This is a genomic window from Microbacterium sp. ProA8 (genome assembly GCF_039905635.1).
Classification (GTDB): domain Bacteria; phylum Actinomycetota; class Actinomycetes; order Actinomycetales; family Microbacteriaceae; genus Microbacterium; species Microbacterium chionoecetis.
In genome coordinates, this window is the sequence record NZ_CP157000.1 from 4,050,638 (window position 1) to 4,068,323 (window position 17,686).

At 70.1% G+C, this 17,686-nt stretch carries 17 protein-coding genes; 10 read left to right on the top strand and 7 right to left on the bottom strand.

Features of this window, described 5'->3' with window-relative positions; all coding sequences use genetic code 11:
• Nucleotides 1–15: 15 nt before the first annotated feature.
• Entirely contained in the window at nucleotides 16–1,242 is a 1,227-nt protein-coding gene (locus tag ABG085_RS18100; RefSeq protein ID WP_347977137.1) for an MFS transporter, read from the top strand.
• Between the two features lie 154 nt (nucleotides 1,243–1,396).
• Here the strand turns inward: ABG085_RS18100 and ABG085_RS18105 are convergent, their stop codons facing one another.
• Nucleotides 1,397–1,861 carry a MarR family winged helix-turn-helix transcriptional regulator gene (locus ABG085_RS18105; protein WP_347977138.1) on the bottom strand — a complete coding sequence of 155 codons (465 nt, stop codon included), beginning with the start codon at nucleotides 1,859–1,861 and terminating at the stop codon, nucleotides 1,397–1,399.
• A 93-nt stretch (nucleotides 1,862–1,954) separates the two neighbouring features.
• Between ABG085_RS18105 and ABG085_RS18110 the strand changes: the two genes are divergently transcribed.
• From ABG085_RS18110 to menE, 4 genes are all read left to right on the top strand, one after another.
• Nucleotides 1,955–2,899, top strand: a complete 945-nt coding sequence (locus ABG085_RS18110) for an SDR family NAD(P)-dependent oxidoreductase (RefSeq protein WP_347977139.1) — start codon at nucleotides 1,955–1,957, stop codon at nucleotides 2,897–2,899.
• A 25-nt stretch (nucleotides 2,900–2,924) separates the two neighbouring features.
• The gene (locus tag ABG085_RS18115; protein ID WP_347977140.1) at nucleotides 2,925–3,809 is read left to right on the top strand and encodes an amidohydrolase family protein; all 885 of its coding nucleotides are present in this window, start codon (nucleotides 2,925–2,927) and stop codon (nucleotides 3,807–3,809) included.
• A 46-nt stretch (nucleotides 3,810–3,855) separates the two neighbouring features.
• The gene (locus tag ABG085_RS18120) at nucleotides 3,856–4,308 is read left to right on the top strand and encodes a MaoC family dehydratase (RefSeq protein ID WP_347977141.1); all 453 of its coding nucleotides are present in this window, start codon (nucleotides 3,856–3,858) and stop codon (nucleotides 4,306–4,308) included.
• Between the two features lie 124 nt (nucleotides 4,309–4,432).
• Entirely contained in the window at nucleotides 4,433–5,959 is a 1,527-nt protein-coding gene (gene menE / locus ABG085_RS18125) for an o-succinylbenzoate--CoA ligase (protein ID WP_347977142.1), read from the top strand.
• A gap of 112 nt (nucleotides 5,960–6,071) precedes the next feature.
• Here menE and ABG085_RS18130 read toward each other — a convergent pair whose 3' ends face one another.
• The 5 genes from ABG085_RS18130 to ABG085_RS18150 all read right to left on the bottom strand — a co-directional run bounded on the left by ABG085_RS18130 (nucleotide 6,072) and on the right by ABG085_RS18150 (nucleotide 10,475).
• A complete protein-coding gene (locus ABG085_RS18130; protein ID WP_347977143.1) occupies nucleotides 6,072–6,929 on the bottom strand; it encodes a PaaX family transcriptional regulator C-terminal domain-containing protein in 858 nt (285 codons plus the stop codon).
• A complete protein-coding gene (locus ABG085_RS18135; protein WP_347977144.1) occupies nucleotides 6,926–7,747 on the bottom strand; it encodes an ABC transporter ATP-binding protein in 822 nt (273 codons plus the stop codon). Before ABG085_RS18135 ends, ABG085_RS18130 begins: the two co-directional genes overlap by 4 nt.
• Nucleotides 7,740–8,564, bottom strand: coding sequence for an ABC transporter permease (locus tag ABG085_RS18140; protein WP_347977145.1), 825 nt, complete (start codon nucleotides 8,562–8,564; stop codon nucleotides 7,740–7,742). Before ABG085_RS18140 ends, ABG085_RS18135 begins: the two co-directional genes overlap by 8 nt.
• Nucleotides 8,561–9,394: an ABC transporter permease gene (locus ABG085_RS18145; protein ID WP_347977146.1), complete on the bottom strand. Its 834-nt coding sequence runs from the start codon at nucleotides 9,392–9,394 to the stop codon at nucleotides 8,561–8,563. The genes ABG085_RS18140 and ABG085_RS18145 overlap by 4 nt, the downstream gene beginning before the upstream one ends.
• 91 nt (nucleotides 9,395–9,485) lie before the next feature.
• Nucleotides 9,486–10,475, bottom strand: a complete 990-nt coding sequence (locus ABG085_RS18150; RefSeq protein ID WP_347977147.1) for an ABC transporter substrate-binding protein — start codon at nucleotides 10,473–10,475, stop codon at nucleotides 9,486–9,488.
• A gap of 335 nt (nucleotides 10,476–10,810) precedes the next feature.
• Between ABG085_RS18150 and ABG085_RS18155 the strand changes: the two genes are divergently transcribed.
• From ABG085_RS18155 to ABG085_RS18170, 4 genes are all read left to right on the top strand, one after another.
• Nucleotides 10,811–11,716, top strand: a complete 906-nt coding sequence (locus tag ABG085_RS18155) for a methylenetetrahydrofolate reductase (protein WP_347977148.1) — start codon at nucleotides 10,811–10,813, stop codon at nucleotides 11,714–11,716.
• Nucleotides 11,713–12,588 carry a formyltetrahydrofolate deformylase gene (purU, locus tag ABG085_RS18160; protein ID WP_347977149.1) on the top strand — a complete coding sequence of 292 codons (876 nt, stop codon included), beginning with the start codon at nucleotides 11,713–11,715 and terminating at the stop codon, nucleotides 12,586–12,588. The genes ABG085_RS18155 and purU overlap by 4 nt, the downstream gene beginning before the upstream one ends.
• A gap of 104 nt (nucleotides 12,589–12,692) precedes the next feature.
• The gene (locus ABG085_RS18165) at nucleotides 12,693–14,102 is read left to right on the top strand and encodes an aminomethyl transferase family protein (RefSeq protein WP_347977150.1); all 1,410 of its coding nucleotides are present in this window, start codon (nucleotides 12,693–12,695) and stop codon (nucleotides 14,100–14,102) included.
• A 186-nt stretch (nucleotides 14,103–14,288) separates the two neighbouring features.
• Nucleotides 14,289–14,906 (top strand): helix-turn-helix transcriptional regulator, encoded by a 618-nt coding sequence (locus ABG085_RS18170; protein ID WP_347977151.1) that lies wholly within the window; start codon nucleotides 14,289–14,291, stop codon nucleotides 14,904–14,906.
• Nucleotides 14,907–15,173: 267 nt separating this feature from the next.
• On the opposite strand, the gene ABG085_RS18175 is transcribed toward ABG085_RS18170, so the two are convergent.
• A complete protein-coding gene (locus ABG085_RS18175) occupies nucleotides 15,174–15,632 on the bottom strand; it encodes a MarR family transcriptional regulator (RefSeq protein ID WP_347977152.1) in 459 nt (152 codons plus the stop codon).
• A 273-nt stretch (nucleotides 15,633–15,905) separates the two neighbouring features.
• Between ABG085_RS18175 and ABG085_RS18180 the strand changes: the two genes are divergently transcribed.
• Nucleotides 15,906–17,615 (top strand): tannase/feruloyl esterase family alpha/beta hydrolase, encoded by a 1,710-nt coding sequence (locus tag ABG085_RS18180; RefSeq protein WP_347977153.1) that lies wholly within the window; start codon nucleotides 15,906–15,908, stop codon nucleotides 17,613–17,615.
• Nucleotides 17,616–17,686: the final 71 nt, after the last annotated feature.

A 17,686-nucleotide genomic window follows, 5' to 3' on the forward strand; every position in this document is an offset into this window, starting at 1 on the left:
TATAGTCCGAGCCCTATGGCCTCATCGTCGCGGACCGTGCCGCCCGAGCCGTCGCGCGCGGCGTCGGTCGCCATGCTGCTCGTGGCCGTCTGCCTGGTCGCGGCGAACATGCGGCCGGCGATCACGGGCCTGGGCCCCCTGCTCGACCAGATCGGCGCCGACACCGGCATGTCGGTGTCGGCGCTCGGTGTGCTCGCCGCCGTGCCGCTCGTCGCCTGGGCGCTGTTCTCGCCGCTCGCGCACGAGCTGAGCCGGCGCTTCGGCCAGCCGCGCGTGCTGATGTGGTCGCTCCTCGTGCTGCTGGCCGGCACACTCGTGCGCTCGATTCCCGGACCGGTGGTCAGCCTGTGGGTCGGCACCGCGATCATCGGCATCGGCATCGCGATCATCAACGTGCTGATGCCGGCCGTGGTGAAGCGCGGCTTCCCCGGGCACGTCGCGGCGGTGACGGCTGCCTACACGGCGCTCCTCGCGGGACTCGGCGCCGTCTCGTCGGGCGTCGTGGTGCCGATCTCGCACATCTCCCTCGACGGGGATCCCGCCGGGTGGAGGTTCGCCCTCCTCGTGACGGGCGCGGCGCTGCTGCCCTTCGCGATCGCGGGGTGGTGGTGGGCGCATCGCGGCGCGGCGCACGTGCACGTGCGCGCCACCGCGCCGCGGGGCCGCACCGGCATCTGGGCCGACCCCACCGCCTGGCTCGTGGCGGTGTACATGGGGCTGCAGGCATCCATGTTCTACATGTTCGTGACGTGGCTCGCCCCGCTGTCGATGTCGATCGGCCGCACCGAGGTGGTCGCGGGCATCGACGTCATGGTCTACCAGCTGTTCTCGCTCGCCGGTTGCCTGCTGCTGCCGCTGATCCTGCGCGGGGGCTTGGAGCGGTGGGCGCCGGCGCTCATCCCGTCGCTGGCGATCGTGGGCGTCGCGGGGCTCATGATCGCGCCCGACGCGGTGCTGCTCTGGGCGTCGCTCATCGGGCTGACCGGCGGCGCGACCCTGGCGATGTCGCTGACGCTGATGGCGCAGCGGGCGCGCGATCACGACGCCTCGGCCGCCCTGTCGGGCATGTCGCAGTCGGTCGGCTATGTGATCGCCGCACTCGGGCCGGTCGCCTTCGGCACCCTCCACAGCGCCACCGGTGACTGGACGGCCTCCCTCGCCCTGGTGCTCGCGGTGCTCGCGGCGCTCACCGTGGTGGGACTGTTCGCGGGCCGCGACCGCTACGTGCTCGATCGCTCCTGACCCCGCATCGGTTCGGGTGTCACGACACGCGGCAACAAGGACCGCGTTCCCACACTGTGCGCCCTCCGAACCTCGGCCGGCGCACTTCGGGTGTCACGACACGCGGCAACGACGGCCGCGTTTCCACACTGAGCGCCCCCCGAAGGGGCCCGGGCTACTCGTCGGGGAAGGCCAGTGCGCGCAGCAGTGCGCTCAGGGTCTCGCGGTCTTCGGCGCTCAGCTGACCGTGGACGCGCTCCTCGGCGGCGCGGGCGGACTCGCGTGCGATCGCGACGAGTGAGCGCCCGGCATCCGTCGCCACGACGACGTTGGCGCGACGGTCGGACGGATCCGGCCGGCGCTCGACGAGGCCGCGGGACTGCAGTTCATCGACGAGGCTGACGACCTGGCTCGGGTCGAGGCGGAGGAACTCCGCGAGCTCGCGCTGCGATGGGCGGGCGTCGCCCGAGGCGAGGACGAGCACCGAGTAGGACCGTGCTTTGAGCCCGTGCTCGGCGAGCGCCGCGTTGCCGGCGGCCAGCGCGATCGCATTCGCGCGCGCCAGCAGGAAGCTCACGTCGTCGGTCAGCGCCGACGACCGGAGCCCCTCGGGCGCGACGGCGTCGGCGGGTTTCGGCATGGCCACGATGGTAGTCCACTTCATGGAGGAACGGAATGATTGACTTTCTCAACGGTTAGGGCTTCAATGGACCCGACACGAAGGAGTTCACGCATGTCTTCGCACGCCCCGCTCGACGGCAAGGTCGCCATCGTCACCGGCTCGGGCCGCGGCCTCGGCCTCGCCTACGCCCAGGAACTCGCCCGCCACGGCGCCGCCGTCGTCATCAACGACGTCGACGACGCCACCGCCGCCGAGGCCGTCGCCACGATCGAGGCCGAGGGCGGCCGTGCGGTCGCGGTGGTCGCGCCGGTCGGCCCCACCGAGACCGCGAAGCAGCTGGTGCAGACCGCCGTCGACACGTTCGGGCGGCTCGACATCCTCGTCACGAACGCCGGCGTGCTGCGCGACACGGTGCTCTGGAAGATGAGCGACGACGACTTCGACACCGTCATCAACGTCCACCTGCGCGGCACTTTCACCTGCGTGCGTGAGGCCGCCTCCTACATGCGAGCCAACGAGATCCCCGGCCGCATCATCTGCATCGGCTCGCCGACGGGCCAGCGCGGCAACTTCGGCCAGACCAACTACGCCGCCGCGAAGGCCGGCATCGTCGGCATGGTGCGCACGTGGGCGCTCGAGCTGAAGAAGGCGGGCATCACCGCCAACGCCGTGATCCCCGTCGCCGCGACCGCGATGACCGCGACCGTGCCGTACTTCGCCGCCGCCGTCGAGGCCGAGGCGGCGGGCGAGCCGATGCCGGCGTTCTTCCGCCACGACCTCGGATTCGGCACGTCGGACGACGTCGCGGGGCTCATCGCCTATCTCGCATCGGATGCCGCAGCCGCCGTCACCGGCCAGGCCATCGGCATCGGCGGCGACAGGCTGCAGCTGTGGTCGCACCCCGAGGCCGTCGCGACCGCGTACCACGAAGGCGGCTGGTCGTTCGACGACCTCTCGTCCGGGTTCGCCGAGGCCGCCGGCGAGCTGCAGTCGGTGGGCGAGAAGTTCCCGCCGCTCCCCGAGGAGCTCCAGCGCCCGGCGCCGACCGGTCGTTGAGCGAGCGAAGCGAGACGAAACGCCCATGACCCGCTACGAACCCGCGATCGACGTCGACGCGCTCACGGCGATCGACGTGCACGTGCACATCGAGGTCGACCATCAGGGTCACTCGTCGCTGCCCGACGACCTCCGGGACGCGGCGGCGAAGTACTTCAGCACCGACGGACCGAATCCCGATCTCGACGGCGTCGCCGGGTACTACCGCGACCGGCGCATGGCCGCCGTGGTGTTCACGGTCGACGCCGAGACCAACCTCGGTCAGTCGCCGCTCTCGAGCGCCGCGATCGCCGAGGGCGCCGCGCGCAACAACGACGTGCTCATCCCCTTCGGCTCGGTCGACCCGCTCAAGCCCACCGCCGTCGACGACGCGCGGCGCCTGATCGAGGACCACGGCGTGCGGGGCTTCAAGTTCCACCCGACGGTGCAAGGCTTCGACCCCTCCGACGCGGCGCACTCGCGCCTCTACGAGACGCTGCAGGAGGCGGGCGTCGTCGCGCTCTTCCACACCGGCCAGACCGGGATCGGCGCGGGTCTTCCGGGTGGGCGCGGCCTGCTGCTCGGCCTGTCCAACCCGATGCTGCTCGACCCGGTCGCCGCCCGGTTCCCTGAGCTGCAGATCATCATGGCGCACCCGTCGGTGCCCTGGCAGGACGAAGCCCTGTCGGTCGCGACGCACAAGCACAACACGTGGATCGACCTGTCGGGGTGGAGCCCGAAGTACTTCCCCGAGCAGCTGGTGCGCGCCGCCAACTCGTACCTCAAGAGCCGCGTGCTGTTCGGCTCGGACTTCCCGCTGCTCACCCCCGACCGATGGCTCCGCGACGTCGAGCAGACCAGCCTCAAGCCGGACGTGATGCCCGGCATCCTCAAGGCCAACGCCGCCCGACTGCTCGGGCTCGCCCGCTGACGCCGGGCGCGGCATCCGTCACCGTCCTCACCCAAGGAGAGAACCCATGACCACCACCGTCGACTACGCCGACGTCGCCGGGCTCGCCGGCACGGACCTCGGCTTCACCGAGTGGCTCGAGGTCACGCAGGAGCGCGTGAACCTCTTCGCCGACGCCACCGACGACCACCAGTGGATCCACGTCGACCCCGAGCGGGCCGCCGAGGGGCCGTTCGGCGGGGCGATCGCCCACGGCTTCCTGAGCCTGTCGCTGACCGTGAAGTTCTGGTCGGAGCTGTTCGACGTCACGGGCGTGACCACGCGCGTGAACTACGGCCTCGACAAGGTGCGCTTCGTCTCGCCGGTGAAGGTCGGCGCGCGCGTGCGCGGCGGCGCGGTCATCGCCGAGGTCACCGAGGTGCGCGGCGGCTTCCAGTTCGCCGTCGACCAGACCATCGAGATCGAGGGCGCCGACAAGCCCGCGGTGGTCGCCCGCGGCCTGTACCGCTTCTACGCCTGAGCAGGCGTTTCGTCTCGCTTCGCTCGCTCAACGACCGGGTCCCGGGTCGTTGAGCGAGGGAGCGAAGCGACCGAGACGAAACGCCACACCGCAGGCCTTCCTCGAAGGAGAGGACACCGCAACGATGCACACGCAGGGAATCGGGTTCTGGCTCGCCCGGCGGCGACTGAAGAACCCCGGTAAGACGGCGGTCGTCTTCGGCGACGACGAGCTGACCTATCGACAGCTGGCGGATGCCGCCGACCGCGTCGCAGCCGCGCTCTGGCATCGCGGCATCCGTCGTGGCGACGCCGTCGCCTACATCGGCGAGAACAGCCCGCAGTTCCTGCAGGTCATGTTCGGGACGGCGCAGCTGGGCGCCGTCTTCGTGCCGCTGAACACGCGGCTCGCCGGCCCCGAGATGCAGCACGTGCTCGTCGACTCGGGCGCGCGGGCCGTCATCCTCGATCCGGAGTTCCTGGAGCGGGCGATGCCGGGCGTCGAGGCGGGGAGGATCGCCCACGTCATCGTGACCGGCGAGGGGCTGCCCGAGCACCCCGGACTCGCGCGCCTCGTCGCCGATGCTCCCGGCGGCCATACGGTGGCCGACGTCGGACTCGACGACCCCGCCGCGATCATCTACACGTCGGGCACGACGGGGCGTCCGAAGGGCGCCGTGCTCAGCCACGGCAACCTCACCTGGGTCGCCCTCAACTGCATCGTCGACTACGACGTCGTCTCGACCGACGTGTCGCTCATGATCTCTCCGCTGTTCCACGTCGCCTCACTCGGCATGGGGGCGCTCCCCGTCATCCTCAAGGGCGCGACGCTCGTGCTCGAGAAAGGCTTCGAGCCCGGCCGTGCCCTCGCGCAGATCCAGCGCCACGGCGTCACGATGCTCAGCGGCGTGCCGACCACCTACCAGATGCTGGCCGACCACCGCGACTGGGCGTCGACCGACCTCTCGACGCTGCAGAAGCTCACGTGCGGCGGGTCGGCGGTGCCCACCCGCATCCTCAATGCGTACGAAGAGCGCGGCCTGTCGTTCTCGCAGGGGTACGGCATGACCGAGACCTCGCCGGGGGCGACGTCGCTCGCGCCCTCGATGACCCGCGAGAAGCAGGGCAGCGTCGGCCTGCCGCATTTCTTCACCGACGTGCGCATCACCGACGAGCACGGCGACGTGGTGCCGCGCGGCACGGTCGGCGAGATCGAGATCTCGGGCCCCAACGTCTTCCTCGGCTATCACGGTCAGCCCGAGGCGACGGCGGCGGCGTTCACCGACGACGGCTGGTTCCGCTCGGGCGACCTCGGCTACCTCGATGCCGACGGCTACCTGTTCATCGCCGACCGGCTGAAGGACATGATCATCTCGGGCGGCGAGAACATCTATCCCGCCGAGGTCGAGAACCTCATCTCCGACATCGAGGGCATCTCGGGCGTCGCGGTCGTCGGCGTGCCCGACGACCGCTGGGGCGAGGTGCCGTGGGCGGTCGTCACCGTCAAGGAGGGTGCCGAGGTGGACACCGAGATCGTGCGCTCCCATCTCGACGGCGTGCTGGCGCGCTACAAGCTCCCCAAGAACGTCGTGGTGGTGGAAGACCTGCCGCGCACCGCGTCGGGCAAGGTGCGCAAGGCCGACCTGCGCGCGCGCTTCAGCGACGACGGCTGAAGCCCTCCGAGTGGCTCGACGCGTTTCGTCTCTGCGTTTCGACTCGCAAGCTCGCTCAACGACCGGCTTCGGAGCGCCGGTCGTTGAGCGAGCGAAGCGAGACGAAACGCCCTCAGCCGACGAGTGCGGCGAAGTCGCGGACGGCGGGGAAGGCGAACTCGCGGTGGCGCTGCGTGAACAGCTCCGCCGAGCGGTCGGCGGGCCAGTCGTCGCCCATGTACGGCCGCGGCAGGCGGGGGTCGGCACGCAGCAGGGCGAGCCAGTCGGCGACCAGCAGCGTACGCGCGGTGAGCGGAGGGAGATCGGATGCCGCGTCCTCACGTTCCCAGTGCGAGATGAACTCGTGGTGGGCCTCGCGGATGCGCTCGACGTCCCACGCGACCCGCACCGCCTCGACCATCGGGAACCCGTCGAGCTCCGCGGCCGAGAAGGCGTTGACCGACCCCGGCGGCAGGTCGGGGATGATCGCCCCGAGCGCCGCGGCGAGGTCGACGGCGCCGGGCGCGATCCACAGCCCGTCGCGCAGCACGGCGAAGCCCGACCACGTCAGCGCGGCGCGGAGGCGGTGGCGGAGGTCGCGCAGGTGCTCCGGCACCGTGTAGGTGACCAGGGTCCAGCCGTCGCCCTGGGGTTCGAAGGGCGCCGGGCCGTTGACGCGACCGGATGCCTCGCGCAGCACCTCGCTGCCGTGCCCGGTGAGCACGAACCCGATCTCACGACCCAGGCGCCGGCGCTCCAGCAGCCCGCTGTGCACCATGCGGTCGAGGTTGGTCCGCACCGCGGACGCGGCGACCCCGGCGCTCTCGAGCGCGCCGATCAGCACGCTCGCGCGGAGCGGCTCGAAGTACCTGTCGCACACGTACTCACCGAAGAACGCCAGGAGCAGCTGCCGCGGCTTGCGGGTGAGCACCGACGTCTCGACCGCCGAGAGCGCCGGCTCCGCGACGGCCCTGGCGGCTGCGACGCTCACGCGGCCTCCGGGCGCACGGCCTCGCCGCGCTTGGCGCGCTGGATCTGCTCGTACACGTGGGTGCGCAGCTCGGTGAAGCGGGGCAGTGCGCGCGTCGTGATCTGGTCGCGGTCGGGCGCCAGGTCGATGGCGAGGTCCTCTTGCACCCACGTCGGCGACTTCGACAGCACGATCACGCGCTCGCCCAGGTACACCGACTCGTCGATGTCGTGCGTCACGAAGAGGATCGACATCCCGCGTTCGCGGTGAAGCTTGCGCACGAGGTCTTCGAGGTCGGCGCGCGTCTGGGCGTCGACCGCGGCGAACGGCTCGTCCATGATGAGCACCTCGGGCTGGTACGCGACGGCGCGGGCGATCGCGACCCGCTGCTGCATGCCGCCGGAGAGCTGCCAGGGATAGCTCTTGGTCGCGTGCTCGAGCCCGACGGCGGCGAGCGCGTCGTCGACGAGCCGATCCCGATCCGCACGGCTGAGCTTCTTGTGCTTCAGCGGCAGCTCGACGTTGCCGCGGACGGTCAGCCACGGGTAAAGGCTGCGGCCGTACTCCTGGAAGACCAGGGCCATGTTGGGCGGCGGCCCGGTGACCTTCCGGCCGCCGAGCTCGATGACCCCCGACGTGGGCTTCAGCAGGCCGGCGATGCACTTCAGCAAGGTCGTCTTGCCGCACCCCGACGGGCCGACGATGCACACCAGCTCACCGGCATCCATCCGGAATCCGATGTCGCCGATCGCCTCGACGTTCCCCGTCGACGACTCGTACACCTTGCGCAGCTGCTCGACGTTCAGCAGCGGCTCACTCTTGCGCAGCGCGTCAGGCACGCTCCACCTCCTTGATTCCGTGGTACCAGCGAAGCACGCGCCGCTCGACGAACCCGAAGATCACCGCGAGCAGGACACCGATGAGGCCGAGCAGCACGATGCCGCTCCACATCTCGGCGATGAGGTAGTTGCGCTGGAAGAAGACGATTCGATAGCCGAGGCCCGAGGACGAGAAGAACATCTCGGAGATCACCATCAGGATGAGCGCGATCGAGAGGCACTGCCGCACGCCCGTCATGATCCGCGGGCTCGCCGCCGGAAGCACCAGGTAGCGCAGCCGCTCGCCGGAGGTCACCGCGAACGACCGTGCGGTCTCGGTCATCACCGAGTCCGTCGAGCGGACTCCCTCGATGGTGTTGAGCAGCACGGGCCAGATCGCGCCGGCGACGATCACGACCACCTTCATGAGGTCGTTCGCACCGACGAGCACGGCGACGATCGGGATGAGGACCGGCGGCGGCACCGCGCGGAAGAACTCGAACACGGGCTCGAGCAGCTCTCGCAGCCACTGCACCAGGCCGATGACGATGCCGGCCGCGATGCCCAGGCCGACCGCCAGCACGATGCCGATCGCGAGCCGGCCGAGGCTGGGCAGCACATCGTCGAAGAACGCCGGCCCCACCCAGGTCTCGACGAACGCCTCGGCGATGACGAGCGGGCTCGGGAAGAACGGGACGGAGGAGACGGACGACCAGATGCCCCACACGACGAGCAGGAGGATGGGCAGCCCGAGCGCGTAGGCGGTGTTTTCGCCGAACTTCGCCCAGACGCGCGACGGACGGCGCGGCGTGACGACGGTGCTCGTGTAGAGGGTCACAGGACCTCCTCCCCTCGGATGGACTGGTGCCAGGACAGCGACCGGCGCTCGATCGCGCGGAAGATGAGGTTGACGAGCAGGCCGAGCATGCCGGTCACGATGACGAGGGCATAAACCGTCGTCCATTGCCCCGACTCGCGAGCCAGCATGATGGCGCGGCCCAGCCCGGGGATGCTGATGAACATCTCGGCGGTGATGGCGAGGATCAGCGCGACGGTCGCGGCGAGCCGGAGGCCCGTCATGAGGTACGGCAGCGCGGTCGGGAAGACGAGGTTGACGATCCGCGATCCCCGCGACAGCCCGAAGCTGCGAGCCGTGTCGCGGGCGACGGCGTCGACGTCGGCGACGCCGTAGAGCACCTGGATGAACACCTGCCAGAAGCTCGCGTACACGATGATGAGGAGCGCCGCCTGCAGCTGATAGCCGAACATGAGGATCGCGAGCGGGATCAACGCGACCGACGGGATCGGCCGCAGGAACTCCACCGTGGTGTGGGTGGCGCGGCGGAGGAACGGCACCAGGCCGATGATCGTGCCGAGCACGACGGCGAGCACCGTCGCGATCACGAGGCCCAGCGCCCAGGACGTCAGCGTGCGGCCGACGTTGCGCCAGAACTCCAGATCGCCGAAGAGCACGAACAGCTGCGCGATCGTCTCCGTCGCCGTCGGGAAGTACGCCGGGTTCACGATCCCGAGCGTCGGCAGCAGCTGCCAGGTCGCCAGGAACCCGATGATTCCGGCCACGCCGAGCACGAGCTTGCGCAGGGTGCGGTGCTGGCGGGCGTGCGGCGTCGTGGCAGCGATCGCCGGAGCGTCAGCGGTGGCGGTCACGGTGCCTCCGTTCGGTGCGGTCGGGTGGTGGGGCACGTGGATGGAGGCGGATGCCGCGGGCCGCGGCATCCGTCACCATCCCACGTTCGCGCTACTGCTGCTGGAGCAGCCGGTCGAAGTCGGGCTCGGCCTCGATGTAGGCGTACTCGACCGCCAGTGCACCGAGGTCCTCGATGCCGGCGTCGGCGAGGTCCCACGTGAAGGTCGGGAGCGTGATGCCGGCAGCGGCCTCCTCGGGGATCTCGAGGTTGGTCGCGATCGCGGCGCGCACCGCGTCCTCGTTCTCGCTCGCCCACTCCAGGGCCTCGGCCATCGCGGCCGAGTAGTCGGCGACGAGCTCGGGGTCGTCGTCGAGGAGCGCCTGCGTCGTGATGTTGGTGAGCACCGAGAGCCCGGGGATCGTCGCCTGGTACGGCGCGACCACCGAGACGCCGCCGTCGCCGAGCACCATGCCGCGGAACGGGTCGGGCGCCCACGCGGCGTCCATCGTGCCGGCGGCGAGCTGAGCGGGCACGTCGGGGAACGCGACCTCGACGAACTCGATCGTCGACGGGTCGCCGCCGTCATCCTCGACCGCCTTGCGGATCGTGAGGTCTCCGGCGGCGCCGATGGTGTTCACCGAGACCTTCTTGCCGGCGAGGTCGGCCGGTCGCATGATGCCGGAGTCGCCCAGCGCGACGACCGCGTTGACGTCGTCGCCCTCGGCGAGGCTGTTGGCGTAGTTGCCGACGATCACGACGCCGAGATCCTGCGCGTCGGCACGGATGGGGCCGAACGGCTGGCCGATGGCGAACTGGATGTCGCCGCTCAGCAGTGCCGGGATGGCGTTGGCGCCGCCCTGCGCGGGGACGACCTCGATCTCGAGGCCGTGGTCTTCGAAGATGCCCTCGTCGATGGCGGCCCAGAGGGCGCCGGACTCGGCGATCGGCAGCGCGGCGACGCGGACTGCGGTCAGCTCGCCCGAGTCCTCCTCGCCGCCGGACGTAGCGGTGGATTCGGGATCGGCGGCGGAATCGGTGCAGCCGCTCAGCGCGAGCGCGGCGGCGGCGAGAACACCGAGGGTGGCAAGACTCTTCTTCATTGACGGGCCTCTCAGGAGCGGGTGCTGTGGGCACCGGCGGCCGCGTCCGTCCGACGGGAGTCGGCGTCGGCACCGCGGCGTGCCGGACACAGTCATCGTGCGCCACTCCGGATCGATTGTCAATGCTTTTGTGACGCCCGTCACGGATTGCGTGAACTAGACGCGCACCATGGCTGTCGGCATCCGCTCAATGGAAACTGCCGCGTGCGTCGCGGCCCGCGCCGCGCAGGATGGGTGCGCACGCACAGCGTGCCTATTGCCATTACCTATGGTGATAGGTATTCTCTGGATACCGCGGTGCAGCGACGCACGCGGAAGAGGAAAGGACCTCCCTCATGGCCCACGCGACTCCCGCCTCGCCCTCGGCGGCCGCTCTCGTCGAAGGCTTCTCACTGGAGATGACCGGCAAGGACATCGCCGGACTCGAAGAGGCGCGCGACACGATCCCGCAGGGGACGAAGGTCAACGTGACGTTCCTCGGCAACGAAGACCTCGAGATGCGCGTCGCGGCCGCGAAGGCCGTCAAGGAGATGGGGTTCGTCCCCGTCCCCCACATCTCGGCACGGCGGCTGAAGTCGCAGGGCGAGCTCGAGGAGTTCCTCGGGCGCCTGCAGGAGGTCGGCGCGACCGAGCACGTGTTCGCCGTCGGCGGCGACCCCGCCGAGCCCGAGGGCCCGTACCCCGACGCGCTGACCGTGATCCGCTCGGGCGTGCTGCAGCAGTTCGGCGTGCGCGAGGTGTCGATCGCCGGCTACCCCGAAGGCCACCCCGACATCCCCGCCGACGTGCTGTGGCGCCACCTCGACGAGAAGGCGCTCACGCTGGCGCAGCAGGGAATGGATGCCGTCATCCTGACCCAGTTCGCCTTCGACACCGATCCCGTGATGACGTGGATCGGGCAGGTCCGCGACCGCGGCATCGATGCGCCGATCCGCATCGGCACCCCTGGCCCCGCCGGCATCAAGCGGCTGATCGGCTTCGCGCGCCGATTCGGCGTGGGCGCCAACGCGATGATCGTGAAGAAGTACGGGTTCTCGCTCACCAACCTCATGGGCACCGCCGGCCCCGACCGCTTCGTGTCGGACCTGGCCTCGCTGCTGGCGGACCCTTCGACAGGCTCAGGGACCGGGGGTGGCTCCGGCGACGTGAAGCTGCACTTCTACACGTTCGGCGGCCTGCTCGCGACGAGCAACTGGGCGCGTGAGTTCGTGGCCGCGCAGTCCTCGGGAGCGCGCCGATGACGGCGCACCTCGACGCGCACCGCGACCACGCCTGCCTGACCGTGCACGGTCCCGACCAGCCGGGGATCGTCGCCGCCGTGACCGCCCTGGTCACGCGCGTCGGCGGGAACATCGTCACGCTCGACCAGTACTCCGACAACCCCGAGGGCGGCGAGTTCTTCCAGCGCGTGGTGTTCCATCGCCCCGACCTGCAGGCGGCGCTGCCCGACATCGAGGCCGATCTCGACCGGACGCTCACCCCGCTCGCGCTGGAGTGGCGCGTCACCGACCAGTCCATCCCGAAGCGGATGGCGATCCTGGCCTCGACGAGCGACCACTGCCTGCTCGAGCTGCTGTGGCGGCACCGTCGCGGCGAGCTGCCGGTGACGATCCCGATGGTCATCTCCAATCACACCAACACCGCGGAGGATGTGCGGGCCTTCGGCATCCCGTTCTTCCACGTTCCCTCGCAGGGCGCCGACAAGTCCGCCGCCGAGGCCAGGATCGTCGAGCTGCTGAAGGGCAACGTCGACTTCGTCGTGCTCGCCCGGTACATGCAGATCCTCTCGGACTCGTTCCTGGACGAGGTCGGGGTGCCGGTGATCAACATCCACCACTCGTTCCTGCCGGCGTTCATCGGCGCCGCTCCCTACCGCAAGGCCAAGGAGCGGGGCGTCAAGCTCATCGGCGCGACGTCGCACTACGTCACCGCCGACCTCGACGAGGGCCCGATCATCGAGCAGGACGTCGCCCGTGTCACCCATGCGATGACCGCCGGCGACCTGCAGGCCCGCGGCGCGTACGTCGAGCGCGCCGTGCTGTCCCGGGCGGTCCAGTGGCACGCCGAGGACCGCGTCATCCGCCACGGCAACAGCACGATCGTGTTCACCTAACCAAGCCCCAGTCGCTGAGCCCGTCGAAGCGCACCAACCGGTCGAAACGCTCGGCCCGCGGCATCCGTCCCCATCACCACACCCCACGAACAGAGAGGTTCATCATGGCGAAGAATCTGCAGGAGCTGCTCGACGGCCACAACGCCGTCGAGATGCTGCGCAACTCGCAGATCGGCTCGTACATCTACCCGGTCGTCCCCGCGGACTTCCAGAACTGGATCAAGGAGCAGAAGGCGTGGCGCGACACCGCCGTGCTCTACGACCAGTCGCACCACATGGACAATGTGTTCCTCAAGGGCTCGGATGCCATCCGGCTGATCTCCGACACGGCCATCAACTCCGTGGCGACCTTCCCCGTGAACCGCGCGAAGCAGTACGTGCCGACGACCGCGTCGGGGCACGTCATCGGCGACGGCATCCTCTTCCACGAGGCCGAGGACGAGTACGTCTACGTCGGCCGCGCTCCCGCGTCGAACTGGCTGCTCTACCACGGTGAGACCGGGGGCTATTCGAACCTCGACGTCACCGTCGACCGCCGCTCGCCCTCGCGCCCGTACGGCGACGCCGTGAGCCGGCGCTACTACCGGTTCCAGATCCAGGGACCGGCGGCGTGGCAGGTGATCGAGAAGCTCAACGGCGGCCCGCTCGAGCAGCTGAAGTTCTTCAGCATGTCGTCCATGCAGATCGGCGGCGCCAACGTCCGCACCCTCCGCCACGGCATGGCGGGCGCGCCCGGTCTCGAGGTGTGGGGGCCGTACGAGGACCACCACCGCGTGCGCGACATCATCGTCGAGGCCGGCTCCGAGTTCGGGCTGGTGCCCGTCGGGTCGCGCGCCTACCCGTCGAACACGCTCGAGTCGGGCTGGATCCCCTCGCCGCTGCCCGCGATCTACTCCGGCGAGGAGGAGCGCGGCTACCGCGAGTGGCTCGGCGTCGACAGCTACGAGGCCACGGGCACGCTCGCGGGCTCGTTCGTCTCGGACGACATCGAGGACTACTACCTCACGCCGTGGGAGCTCGGCTACGGCTCGTTCGTGAAGTTCGACCACGACTTCATCGGCCGCGACGCGCTCGAGAAGATCGATCCGGCGACGCAGCGGCGCAAGGTCACGCTCGCGTGGAACGCCGAGGACGTCACGAAGATCTTCGCGTCGCTCTTCGACGTCGAGGGCGACAGCTACAAGTTCTTCGACCTGCCGCTGGCGAACTACGGGTCGGCCAACTACGACTCGGTGACGGATGCCGGAGGCGACGTCGTCGGCTTCTCGATGTTCACCGGGTACAGCGCCAACGAGAAGCGCGCGCTCTCGCTCGCCACGGTCAACCCCGACGTGCCCGAGGGCGCCGAGGTGACGGTGGTGTGGGGCGAGCCCGACGGCGGCACGAAGAAGGCGTCGGTCGAGCCGCACAAGCAGCTCGAGGTGCGCGCGGTGGTCTCCCCCGTGCCGTATTCGACGGTCGTCCGCCAGAGCTACCACGGCGGCTGGCGCACCGGGTACCAAGAGTCCGCCTGAGATCGAACGCCACGGCCCGTCCGGTCGTTGAGCGAGCGAGCAACGCGGTCGTTGAGCGAGCTTGCGAGTCGAAACGCAGAGACGGAACGCGCCTGCCCATCTCCGAGGCTCAGTGCGTTTCGTCTCGCTTCGCTCGCTCAACGACCGGGACCGCCCCGCTAACCTCGGGAAGGCGAAGGGAGTCGCATGAGTCTGCGGTACGCGCTGCTGGCGATCCTGCGGGTGGGCCCACTCTCGGGGTACGACCTGCAGAAGCAGTTCAACCAGTCCGTCGGGCATGTGTGGCACGCGCCCGACTCCCAGATCTATCCCGAGCTGCGCAAGATGGAGGAGCTCGGCCTCATCGAGGGCGAGGAGCAGGCGCGCGGCGAGCGCGGCACGCGCCGGATGTACCACGTGACGGATGCCGGAAACCGCGCCTTCCACGACTGGATGGCCTCTCCCCTCGACTACCAGCGCGTGCGCGACCCCGCGCATCTGCGGGCGGCGTACCTCGAGACGACCACGCCCGAGGCGGCGCGCACCTTCCTGGAGCGCCACATCGCGCAGTGGGAGAGCGAGCTGGCGCAGTGGGAGGGCGAGCTCGAGCGCATCGACGCCATCGCCAACCCGATGCTCGTGCGCCGGCTCGCCGTGACGGCGGATGCCGACCGCGAGCGCACCATCGCCTACAAGCGCTTCGCGTACGAGGGCCTCGTCGAGCGCGCGCAGGGCGAGATCGCCTGGGCCCGTCGCGGCCTCGAACTCATCGACCGCCTCGAAGGCGCTTCGACAAGCTCAGCGACCGGCACCGCTGGTCACTGACCACCACCGGTCCCTGAGCCCGCCGAAGGGCGGTTCCTGATCCCGGTCGGTGAGCCGAGGGCGCTCTCGCGCCCGTAGGCGGAGCGCCACGGCCCGACGAATGCGCCGGGTGCAGGCGTTTCGTCTCGCTCGTTCCTCACTCGCTCAACGACCGAGAGAAAGGGTCCGGTCGTTGAGCGAGGGAGCGCCAGCGACCGAGACGAAACGCCTCCGACGCGGTCGCAACACCTGGTATCGCGAAGGCTGGCGCCCGCGGCCGGTCAGGGCTCAGTCTTCGTCGTCGGAGGCTTGCAGGTCGAACGCCAGTCGCCGGAGTGTCGTCAGGGCGGCGGCACGCTCGTCCGCACTCAGTCGCCGAAGCAGATCGGCGAAGGCGTCGTCGAGCGCCCGCCCGGCTTCCTCCGCCACCGCCTCTCCCTGCGGCGTCGCGCGGATCAGCCAGACCCGGCCGTCACGGGGATCCTTCGTACGGACGACGAGCCCCATGGCGACGACCTCGTCGACGAGACGCACCACGTGCGCTTTGTCCAACCAGAGGATGCGCCCGATATCGCGCTGCGAGAGGCCCCCGGACGACGCGGCGATCTCGACGAGTGAGTAGCTTCGGGTGCGCAGCCCGAAGCGCGCGAGCGCCCGGTTCGACACCGTCGCGGCGACGGACGTGAACCGCGCGGAGAGGAAGCCAGGATTGCCGACGAGGCGTCCTGCGGCGCGCGCATCGTTCACCTGTGCCAACGATTCCCCATCTCGTGCCGGCCGTCTGGCTCGCAGTCTAGTCACGCGCTCACCCGCTCACTGAGAAAACAGTTGCAATCCGCAACTATCTTGCCTAGCTTGTCAGCACGCCCGCAACGCAGCCGGCGCATCCCAGATCGTCCGGCGAGAACGACCTCGGCGGACCGGACCCGGAAGAGGGCTCTCATGTCACGCTTCTTCAACGGCATACGCCGGGGCATCTCCCGAGACGAACGACCGCGGCACGCGAGGATGCACCATCGCATGTCGGCGCTCGTCGGCGCGGCCGCGGCATCCGTCATCCTCACTGTCGGCCTCGCGATGCCCGCCGCCGCCGCGCCGCCAGCCGGCCAGGAAGCGCTGCCGCAGCTTTCGGCCGCCCAGCCGGGCACGCTGCAGGCGTGCGAAAGTCTCGTGGGCTTCACGTTCCCCTCGACGAAGATCACCCAGGTCTCCCGCGTCGCGGCGGGGACGGTCAGCAACGGCGGTCAGCCGATCGGCGAGCACTGCCTGGTGCGCGGCACCATGAACGAGCGTGTGAGCACGTTCGACGGCCAGACGTACGCCATCGGGTTCGAGATGCGGCTTCCCTCGGCGTGGGCGGGGCGCTTCCTCTACCAGGGCAACGGCGGCCTGGACGGCTCGATCGCCCCGGCGCTCGGCGCCACGCGCGGAGGGGAGAGCGGTCTGCAGATGGGATTCGCTGTCATCAGCTCCGACGCCGGGCACAACGGCAGCCAGAACCCGTTGTTCGGCCGTGAGCCGCAGGCGCGCCTCGACTACGGCTACCAGGCCGTCGGCACGCTCACGCCGATGGCCAAGGCGCTGATCACCGACGCCTACGGCCGCGAGCCCGACCGCTCGTACATCACGGGCGGGTCGAACGGAGGCCGCCACACGATGGTGGCCGCCGCCCGGTATGCCGACGAGTACGACGGCTTCCTGGCGATCGCGCCCGGCTTCAACCTGCCGCAGGCGGCGGTCGCACAGCTGTGGGGCGCGCAGCAGTGGGTGCAGGTCGCAACCACGCCGGCCGACCTCAGCACGGCCTTCACGCCGGCTGAGCGCACGCTGGTCGCGCAGGCGATCCTGACCCGCTGCGACGGGCTCGACGGCCTCGCCGACGGAATGGTCTTCGAGAGCACCACGTGCCAGCAGGCGTTCTCGATCAAGCGGGACGTGCCGCGCTGCGACGGCGATCGCGACGGGACGTGCCTGACGAAAGAGCAGCAGTCCGTCATCGAGGACGTGTTCGCCGGTGCGCGCACGAGCAACAACAAGGAGATCTACTCCTCGTTCCCCTTCGACCCGGGCCTCACGCAGAGCGGCTGGGCGGGCTGGAAGTTCGGCGCCCCGATCACCCGCGACGCTCCGGCCGTCGGCTTCATCTTCACCACGCCACCGGCTGACCCGAGCATCCTGGCGGATCTGCCGGGCTACGCGCTGGGCTTCGACGTCGACACCGAAGCGGCGAAGATCTACGCCACGTCGGGCATCTACACCGAGAGTTCGATGTCGTTCATGACGCCGCCCGACCCCACGCACCTCGACACGCTGCGTGACCGCGGCGCGAAGATGATCGTGATCCACGGCGCCTCGGACGGCGTGTTCTCGCCCGACGACACCGCCGCCTGGTTCGACGAGCTCGACCGGAACGAGGGCGGCGACGCGGAGCAGTTCGCGCGGTACTTCGAGGTTCCCGGCATGGGTCACGTCGCCGGCGGACCGGCCACCGACCAGCACGGCGGGCTCTCCGCGCTGGTCGACTGGGTCGAGCAGGGATCCGCGCCCGAGCAGCTGGTCGCGTCGGTCAACCCCGCCAACGCCGAGGTGCCGGCGGATTGGTCGCCGACCCGCTCGCGCCCGCTCTGCGTCTACCCGCAGGTCGCGCAGTACGTTTCGGGCGACCCCGAGACCGCGTCCAGCTTCGCCTGCGAGACGCCGCACCCCGGCCTCGCCTACGGCACGCGCTGACGCGTCGACCTGCATGCGCGAGAGGGTGGGTCCGGTGGGACCCACCCTCTCGCCGCTCCCGGTTGCGGCGC

Coding starts and splice junctions, on each gene's coding strand:
- ABG085_RS18155 (WP_347977148.1), top strand. CDS start 10,811: ATGGCCCACGCGACTCCCGCCTCGCCCTCGGCGGCCGCTCTCGTCGAA.
- ABG085_RS18105 (WP_347977138.1), bottom strand. CDS start 1,861: ATGCCGAAACCCGCCGACGCCGTCGCGCCCGAGGGGCTCCGGTCGTCG.
- ABG085_RS18115 (WP_347977140.1), top strand. CDS start 2,925: ATGACCCGCTACGAACCCGCGATCGACGTCGACGCGCTCACGGCGATC.
- ABG085_RS18170 (WP_347977151.1), top strand. CDS start 14,289: ATGAGTCTGCGGTACGCGCTGCTGGCGATCCTGCGGGTGGGCCCACTC.
- ABG085_RS18150 (WP_347977147.1), bottom strand. CDS start 10,475: ATGAAGAAGAGTCTTGCCACCCTCGGTGTTCTCGCCGCCGCCGCGCTC.
- ABG085_RS18110 (WP_347977139.1), top strand. CDS start 1,955: ATGTCTTCGCACGCCCCGCTCGACGGCAAGGTCGCCATCGTCACCGGC.
- ABG085_RS18165 (WP_347977150.1), top strand. CDS start 12,693: ATGGCGAAGAATCTGCAGGAGCTGCTCGACGGCCACAACGCCGTCGAG.
- ABG085_RS18100 (WP_347977137.1), top strand. CDS start 16: ATGGCCTCATCGTCGCGGACCGTGCCGCCCGAGCCGTCGCGCGCGGCG.
- purU (WP_347977149.1), top strand. CDS start 11,713: ATGACGGCGCACCTCGACGCGCACCGCGACCACGCCTGCCTGACCGTG.
- ABG085_RS18180 (WP_347977153.1), top strand. CDS start 15,906: ATGTCGGCGCTCGTCGGCGCGGCCGCGGCATCCGTCATCCTCACTGTC.
- menE (WP_347977142.1), top strand. CDS start 4,433: ATGCACACGCAGGGAATCGGGTTCTGGCTCGCCCGGCGGCGACTGAAG.
- ABG085_RS18120 (WP_347977141.1), top strand. CDS start 3,856: ATGACCACCACCGTCGACTACGCCGACGTCGCCGGGCTCGCCGGCACG.